The sequence below is a fragment of the Hoeflea sp. BAL378 genome (genome assembly GCF_000759435.1).
Taxonomy (GTDB): Bacteria; Pseudomonadota; Alphaproteobacteria; order Rhizobiales; family Rhizobiaceae; genus Hoeflea.
Window position 1 is genome coordinate 1 of record NZ_JRJG01000077.1, and the last position, 8,057, is coordinate 8,057.

General features: G+C 67.0%; 9 protein-coding genes. 5 read left to right on the forward strand and 4 right to left on the reverse strand.

Annotated features, from left to right (window positions below):
- Together LL06_RS16635 and LL06_RS16640 are read left to right on the forward strand one after the other, a co-directional pair.
- Positions 1-450: ATP-binding protein (locus tag LL06_RS16635; protein ID WP_035529375.1), on the forward strand; the 450-nt coding region annotated here is incomplete at its 5' end.
- 118 nt (positions 451-568) lie between these two features.
- Positions 569-1,327, forward strand: a complete 759-nt coding sequence (locus LL06_RS16640; protein WP_035529377.1) for an SDR family oxidoreductase — start codon at positions 569-571, stop codon at positions 1,325-1,327.
- Between the two features lie 71 nt (positions 1,328-1,398).
- On the opposite strand, the gene cysK is transcribed toward LL06_RS16640, so the two are convergent.
- The 3 genes from cysK to dut form a co-directional block, all read right to left on the reverse strand.
- A complete protein-coding gene (cysK, locus tag LL06_RS16645; RefSeq protein ID WP_035529379.1) occupies positions 1,399-2,361 on the reverse strand; it encodes a cysteine synthase A in 963 nt (320 codons plus the stop codon).
- Between the two features lie 149 nt (positions 2,362-2,510).
- A complete protein-coding gene (locus LL06_RS16650; RefSeq protein ID WP_035529382.1) occupies positions 2,511-3,515 on the reverse strand; it encodes a proline racemase family protein in 1,005 nt (334 codons plus the stop codon).
- On the reverse strand, positions 3,512-4,018 hold the full coding sequence (gene dut, locus LL06_RS16655; protein ID WP_052161657.1) for a dUTP diphosphatase: 507 nt from the start codon (positions 4,016-4,018) through the stop codon (positions 3,512-3,514). The genes LL06_RS16650 and dut overlap by 4 nt, the downstream gene beginning before the upstream one ends.
- Before the next feature lie 93 nt (positions 4,019-4,111).
- On the opposite strand from dut, the gene LL06_RS16660 reads away from it, so the two are divergent.
- Positions 4,112-5,701: a peptide chain release factor 3 gene (locus LL06_RS16660; RefSeq protein WP_035529384.1), complete on the forward strand. Its 1,590-nt coding sequence runs from the start codon at positions 4,112-4,114 to the stop codon at positions 5,699-5,701.
- Between the two features lie 18 nt (positions 5,702-5,719).
- Here the strand turns inward: LL06_RS16660 and LL06_RS16665 are convergent, their stop codons facing one another.
- Positions 5,720-6,679, reverse strand: a complete 960-nt coding sequence (locus LL06_RS16665) for a threonine/serine dehydratase (protein ID WP_035529386.1) — start codon at positions 6,677-6,679, stop codon at positions 5,720-5,722.
- 257 nt (positions 6,680-6,936) lie between these two features.
- On the opposite strand from LL06_RS16665, the gene LL06_RS16670 reads away from it, so the two are divergent.
- Entirely contained in the window at positions 6,937-7,569 is a 633-nt protein-coding gene (locus tag LL06_RS16670) for a hypothetical protein (protein ID WP_152599647.1), read from the forward strand.
- A gap of 126 nt (positions 7,570-7,695) precedes the next feature.
- Positions 7,696-8,057, forward strand: a 362-nt coding sequence (locus LL06_RS16675) for a hypothetical protein (protein WP_052161658.1), incomplete at its 3' end; no start/stop codon positions are given.

Sequence of the window (8,057 nt, forward strand, 5' to 3'; positions counted from 1 at the left end):
GGCCCGCGCTGCCAGGCGGATTACCAGGGGCGGATCTCGGGGCCGCTGATGGACCGGATCGACATCCGCATCGACGTGCCCGCCGTCTCGGCGCAGGACCTGATCCGGCCGCAGCCGGCGGAGCGCAGCGCCGAAGTCGCCGCCCGCGTCGCCGCCGCGAGGCAGATTCAGCAGGCCCGCTTCCGGGCGCTCGGCCGCCCCGACATCCGCACCAATTCGCAATGCTCGACCTCGCTGGTCGAACAGGTGGCCAGGCCCGACGCCGGCGGCCAGAGCCTGCTCAACGACGCGGCGGAAAAGATGCGGTTCTCGGCGCGGGCCTATCACCGCATCCTCAAGGTGGCGCGGACGCTGGCCGACCTCGACGGCGCGGAGACCGTGGGCAGGATCCATCTCGCCGAGGCGATCTCCTACCGCATCGCGTCGGAACGGGTGTCGGCGGCGGCGTGAGCGCAACAGGTTGGCGGCCACATCACGTCCCTGTCATGGTTGCCGCTCCGGCGGGAATCGGGTGGCCGGGTGTGCCGCGCCCCCCTAGACAGGCCCTGTCGAACAACAGGAGCCTGATATGGAACTCGCCAACAAGACCATCATCATTACCGGCGCGAGCAGCGGAATCGGAGCGGCGGCGGCCCGGCTGTTTGCTTGCGAAGGCGCCAATGTCGTGCTCGGGGCCCGCCGGTCGGCGGAACTGAGCCGACTGACCGACGAGATCAACTCCGGAGGCCAGCATGCCGTCTACCTGGAAGGCGATGCAGCCGACAGCGGCTATGCAGACGCACTGACAGAGCTTGCACTCCGTGCATTCGGGAGCCTGGACGGGGCCTTCAACAATGTCGGAATCGTCGGAGACATGGTTGCCGTGCCGGACATGTCGATCGAGAACTGGAACACGGTGATTGCGGTCAATCTGACAAGCGCATTCTGGGCAGCGAAGTCCCAGATCGCCGCCATGAAGAGGCAGGGTTTCGGGTCCATCGTCTTCACCTCATCCTTTGTCGGATTCAGCAATGGCGGCATGCCGGGGATGGGAGCCTATGCGGCGTCCAAGGCCGGGCTCAACGGACTGGTGCAGTCCCTGGCGGCAGAGCATGCCGCCGACGGCATCCGGATAAACTCCCTGCTGCCCGGTGGAACGATTACGCCCATAGCCGGTGAGGGAAATCAGGACGCTCTTGATTTCATTGCGCGCCTGCATCCCATGAAACGCATGGCCGCGGCAGAGGAAATCGCTCAGGCAGCACTTTTCCTGCTGTCCGACCGGGCGCAATTCATGACCGGCAGCCCCATGATTGTCGACGGAGGCATGTCGGTGCGCCTGCTGTAGAATCAGAGCTGGAGGGTTTCGAGCGGCTCGTCGAGCCGCTCGATCAAAGCCTGCAAATTCCCGCCGACCCCTCAGCCGAGACCTTCGAACAGCGCGGTCGAGAGGTAGCGTTCGGCGAAGGACGGGATGATGACGACGATCTGCTTGCCTTCGTTCTCGGGGCGTTGGCCGACCTTGATCGCGGCGGTCAGCGCCGCGCCGGAGGAGATGCCGACCGGCAGGCCTTCGAGCTTGGCCACCTTGCGGGCCATGGCGAAGGCCTCGTCATTGGTCACCTTCTCGATCTCGTCATAGATCTTGGTGTCGAGCACGCCGGGCGCGAAGCCCGCGCCGATACCCTGGATCTTGTGCGGGCCGGGAGCGCCGCCCGACAGAACCGGGGAATCCGCAGGCTCGACGGCGACGATGCGCACGCCGGGCTTGCGGTTCTTCAGCACCTGGCCGACGCCGGTGATGGTGCCGCCGGTGCCGATGCCGGAGACCAGGATGTCGACGCCGCCCTTGGTGTCGTTCCAGATCTCTTCCGCCGTGGTCTTGCGGTGGATCTCCGGGTTGGCCGGGTTTTCGAACTGCTGCGGCATCACCGAACCCTCGATTTCCGTGAGCAGTTCCTCGGCCTTGGCGATGGCGCCCTTCATACCCTTGGGGCCTTCGGTCAGCACCAGTTCGGCGCCCAGGAGCGCCAGCATCTTGCGGCGCTCGATCGACATGGTTTCCGGCATGGTGAGGATCAGCCGGTAGCCCTTGGCGGCGGCGGCGAAGGCGAGCGCGATGCCGGTGTTGCCCGAGGTCGGCTCAATGAGCGTGGTCTTGCCGGGCGTGATCTTGCCCTGGGCTTCGAGGCTTTCGATCATGGCCACGCCGATGCGGTCCTTGACCGAGGCGATCGGATTGAAGAATTCGAGCTTGGCGAGGATCTCGGCCTTGACGCCCTCCGCAGCGGCGAGCTTGGACAGCCGGACGAGCGGCGTGTTGCCGATGGTGTCGATGATCGAATCGTAGATGCGGCCGCGGCCGGGCGTTTCGGTGGACATGACAATACTCCTTGTGCTGGAAGGGAGTGTAGTTTCCCCAGATAGGCAGCGCCAGTCATCGCGTCAAAGGCAGCCGGCGGACTGTCGCAAAATCATTCCAATCGACGAGGAAAAGCCGGAATTCTATTCCAGGGAGGCCGGAATCCGGGTCAGCGGACAAGAAATCCTTCCGCCAGCGGATCCTCGTCCTCGATGACGAACTCGGCCTTGCCGGAATAGAAGGCGCGGCCTGAGACGGTGGCGGTGATGGCGCTGTGCGACCCGGCGCGGGTGAGCGAGGCGACGCGGCCGGAAAACCGGCTGCCGGTGATGCTGAGGAAGATCCGCTCCTGGCCGGCCGCGATCTGGCCGCGGGCCTGCATCGCCGCCAGCCGCGCGGTGACGCCGGAGCCGGTGGGCGAGCGGTCGACCTGGCGGTCGGCGAAAACGCAGACATTGCGGGTCGGCTGCTCGGACCAGGCGTCGCGGCCGTCGGTGAGGATCGTGCCGTAGAGGAAGGCGAGGTCCGGGGCGTCGGGATGGCCCAGGGGAATAGCGGCCTGGACGGCCCGGGTCAGGCTGTCGGCGGCCTCGACGAAGGCCGCGACCGGATCGCGGCCGAATTTCAATCCGAACTGGCGGGCGTCGGCCAGCGCATAGAACGCGCCGCCATAGGCGATGTCGAAGGTGACCTTGCCCCATTTCACGAGCGTGAGAACGCGGTCGCGGGCGAAGAGGAAGGAGGGCACGCTTTCGAAGCTCACCTCCGCCGGCCTGCCGTCGCGCATCGCCACCTCGGCGCGGACCAGGCCGCAGGGGCACTCGATATTGACGACGGTCACGTCCTCGCCCGCCGGCACCAGACCCTGGTCCACCGCGTAGCGGCCGAGCGCGATGATGGCGTGGCCGCACATGGTGGAATAGCCCTCATTGTGCATGAACAGCACCGCGAGATCGGCGCCGGGCAGGTCGGGCTCGACCAGCAGCGCGCCATACATGTCGGCGTGGCCGCGCGGCTCGAACATCAGGATCTTCCTCAGATGATCGAGATTGTCGCGGACATGGGCGCGCTTCTCCAGGATCGTGCCCCTGGGCAGGTCCGGATAGCCACCGGTCACGATCCGCAGCGGCTCGCCGCCGGTGTGCATGTCGACGACGGTGAGCGGCCCGCTCATGCGGTCCCGGTGGAGCCGAAACCGCCCGAGCCGCGGCCGGTCTCGCTCAGGGCTTCGGTCAACGCGAGGCGGACCTGCACGACGGGGGCGATGACGAGCTGGGCGATGCGCATGCCGCGGGTGACGGCAAACGGCTCGGCGCCGAGATTGGCGAGGATCACCTTGACCTCGCCGCGATAGTCGCTGTCGATGGTGCCGGGCGCGTTGAGGCAGGTGACGCCGGCCTTGAGCGCGAGCCCCGAACGAGGCCGGACCTGGCCCTCGAAGCCCTCCGGGATTTCCATGATGAGACCGGTGGGGACGGCGAAACGGCCGCCCGGGGCGATGACGAGCGGCGCCTCGTCACCCACGGCGGCGCGCAGGTCCATCCCGGCCGAACCGGGCGTTTCATAGGCGGGAAGCTCGAGGCCTTCGCCGTGCGGCAGGCGGAGGATCCTGAGTTCGGGCTGAGGCTCGGGGCGAAGATACGGCGCGGGCTGAGCCAGAGGGTTGAATTGGGTCATGGGCCGAGCTTTCACCCTGGCGTGCCCGAGGTCAATTGCATGACAGGCCGCAAGCCGCTAGAAGGCCAGCCAATCAACAGGAATCCGCCACCGATGCCCGATACACTCACCGAGGAGGTCGCGCGCCGCCGCACCTTCGCCATCATCTCGCACCCGGACGCCGGCAAGACGACGCTGACGGAAAAGCTCTTGCTGTTCGGCGGCGCGATCCAGCTCGCGGGCGAGGTCAAGGCCAAGAAGGACCGGATCCAGACGCGGTCCGACTGGATGAAGATCGAGCGCGAGCGCGGCATCTCGGTCGTCACCTCGGTGATGACCTTCGAATATGGCGGCCATGTCTTCAACCTGCTCGACACGCCGGGCCACGAGGACTTCGCCGACGACACCTACCGGACGCTCACGGCGGTGGACGCGGCGGTGATGGTGATCGACGCGGCGAAGGGCATCGAGCCGCGGACGCTGAAACTGTTCGAGGTGTGCCGGCTCCGCGACATCCCGATCATCACCTTCGTCAACAAGATGGACCGCGAGGCGCGCAACCCGTTCGAGATCCTCGACGAGGTCGAGCAGAAGCTGGCGCTCGACTGCGCGCCGATGACCTGGCCGATCGGCCAGGGCCGCAGCTTTTCGGGCACCTATCATCTCGGCCGCTCGGCGATCCGCACCTCGGACCGGGAGACCGGGCTCACGCCGGTGAACGGGCCGGAATCGGATGCGGTCGCCGGCCTGCTGCCCGAAAACGAGCGCGACACCTTCATCGAGGAGACGAGTCTCGCGGTGGAAGCCTGCAAGCCGTTCGAACTGCAGGCGTTCCGCGAGGGGCACCTGACGCCGGTCTATTTCGGCTCGGCGCTCAAGAATTTCGGCGTGCGCGACCTGATCGATGCGCTGGGCGAATATGCGCCGCAGCCGCGCGCGCAGGTGGCCGACACCCGCACGGTGGAAGCGACCGACCCGAAGATGACCGCCTTCGTGTTCAAGATCCAGGCCAACATGGACCCCAACCACCGCGACCGCATCGCCTTCGTGCGGGTGTGCTCGGGCAAGCTCGAGCGCGGCATGAAGGCGCGGCTGGCGCGCACCGGCAAGCCGATGAGCCTGTCGGCGCCGCAGTTCTTCTTTGCCTCGCAGCGGCAGATCGCCGACACGGCCTATGCCGGCGACGTGGTGGGCATCCCCAATCACGGCACGCTTCGCATCGGCGACACGCTGACCGAGGGCGAGGCGCTGGTGTTCCAGGGCGTGCCGAACTTCGCGCCGGAGATCCTGCGCCGGGTCCGGCTCGAGGACGCGATGAAGGCGAAAAAGCTCAAGGAGGCGCTGCAGCAGATGGCCGAGGAAGGCGTGGTGCAGTTGTTTTCGCCCGAGGACGGCTCGCCGGCGATCGTCGGCGTGGTCGGCGCGCTGCAGCTCGACGTGCTCAAGGAACGGCTGTCGGCCGAATACGGCCTGCCGGTGAGTTTCGAGATGGCGCGGTTCTCGGTCTGCCGCTGGATTTCGGCGGCGGACAAGGCCGACCTGGAGCGCTTCATCACCAGCCACCGCGGCGACATCTCGCGCGATCTCGACGGCGACCCGGTGTTCCTGGCCGCCGACCAGTTCTCGCTCAACTACGAGGCGGAGCGCTGGAAGATGATCGACATGGTGGCGATCAAGGAATACCACGTGGCCAAGGCCGCCTGAGGCTAAGGCCCCGGGGCCTCAGCCGAAATTCACCGCCGTGGTGTTGGCGCCGCAGACGAGCACCGCGATCCGCTCGCCGGGCTTCGGCACATAGCGGCCCGACAGGAGTGCTGCGAAGGCGGCGGCGCCGCCCGGCTCGGTGACGAGTTGAACCTTGTTCCACAGCGCCCACTGGGCTTCGCGGATGGCGTCGTCGCCGACCAGCACCGACTGCGCCACATGCGCCCGGGCGATCGGGAACATCAATTGACCCACCTGCCGGGGCGCCAGCGAATCGGCGGCGATCCCGCCCGCCGGTGAATCCACCGGATGGCCGGCGGCGAGCGCATGGTTGAGCGTGGGGGCTGCCTCCGGCTCGACCGCGACCACCTTGACCCGGCCTTGATACCAGGCGGCGATGCCGCCGATCAGGCCGCCGCCGCCGACGGCCACCAGCAGGGTGTCGATGTCGGGCAGGTCGAGCTCGATCTCGCGGCCGAGACTACCCTGGCCGAGCAATGTCTCCACCTGGTCGTAGGCGTGGATCTGCAGCGCACCGGTGGACTCTGCCAGTTCGCGGCTGGCGGCGAGCGCATCGGCGTAGAGGTCGCCTGCCACCACCAGCTCGGCGCCATAGGAGCGGATGCGGTCGAGCTTGGCCTTGGGACTGACCGAGGGCACGAAGATCGTCGCCTTCACCCCGAGCCGCATGGCGGCATAGGCCACGGCCGCGCCATGATTGCCGCCCGAGGCCGCGACCACGCCGGCTTCGGGGACATCGCGGGTCATGAGATTGGCGAAGGCGCCGCGCGCCTTGAACGAGCCGGAATGCTGCAGGCTTTCGAGCTTGAGGTCGAGGCCGCCGCCGGCAAGGCCGAAATCCGCCATCTCGACTCTCAGCACCGGCGTGTGGCGGACATGGGGCCGCACCAGATCGTAGATCTGCGAGATGCGGGCGGGCGTGATGGCGTCCGGTGCGACGGCGGGGGTCTGGCTCATGGCGCTGTTTCCTCGTTGGTCTGTCTTGGTTACCTCCAAAATCGCGAATTGCAAGGTGCCGACCTCTCCGGAGCGTTGGCCAATGGCAAGCGGCTCGCCATCCCGCACTGGCTGAGGGACCCGCGCGCCGTCTTCGTCGCCGAGGTCGGCGGAACATGATCGACATGGAGGCGATCAGGGAATACCACATGGCCAAGGCCGCCTGAAGCGGCGCGGACCGGGAGGACGGGGCGATGAGGCCTGGCGGCAAGCATGCGATGTGGTTTCTGCTTTTCCTGGGTCTGAGCCTTGGCACAGGGCCGGCGCCGGCAGAGGATACGGACGGCGCGGCGCTTGCCGCCGCCCGCGCGCTGGTGCTGGCGGCGCTGCCCGGCCAATGCGAAGAGGCCCCGGACAGCGGCGACAATGAAGCGTATGTCGACCGTGCCATGCCTGTGTCCTGGAAACCAAGCTGGGCCGAAAGCGACGACGCGGAAGAACGCGCCATGCTCTACCAGATCTTCTGCTTCGCCGGGGCCTACAGCACGATCTATGCCTATGTGCTCAAGCCGGAAAACGACACACTGTCGCTGCTGAGTTTCGCCGAGCCGAGCTTTACGGTCGACCGCGTGGAGGATGACGACACCTTCACCCAGCTCAAGGGCCCGCCCAAAGTGACCGGATATGTGACCGTCCCGACGCTGTTCGATCCGGAGTTCGACGCCGCCACCTTGACGCTCAGCAGCTTCGGCAGATGGCGCGGGATGGCCGACGCCTGGTCGAAGGGGACATGGCAGCTACGCGACGGCCGGTTCGTGCTGACAAGTTTTGAAATCGACCCGATCTATGAACTCAATCTCAACGATCCGACCGACGCGCTGTCGGAGATCTCGTTCAAGCTCTATCCCTAGACACGGACACGCCGGGATTGCCGAAGGATGATCCGCGCCATCGTCGGGCCGAGCGCGGGAACAAATCGCCGGCTCGCGCGTTGCTGACCAAGATCTGTCAGCAGATACGCCCCGGGGGGAGACGTCATGCCCGCATCCTGCATCCGCTTCACCGCGATGATCGTCGTCTCGACGGTCGTGATCTCCGGGCTGATCTATCTCAACGGCCGCGCCGCCGATCCCTCCGGGACAAGCCAGGCGCTCGAGTGGATCGCGCTCTACACCGGCGCCGCGATGGCGGCGGTGATGCTGGCCTTCATGCTGGGCCTTTACCGGCGGTCGCTGCGCAACACCGCCATTTTCTCGGCCTCGGCGCTGGTCTTTTCCGGCTCGCTGGTGCTGGTCGCAAGCCATGACGCGAGAGGCGGCGACGCCGGAATGAGGGCGATCGTCGCCCATCCCTCGCTCGCCGTTTCCGGCACGCGACCCGACGACCGGGCTCGCGCGCC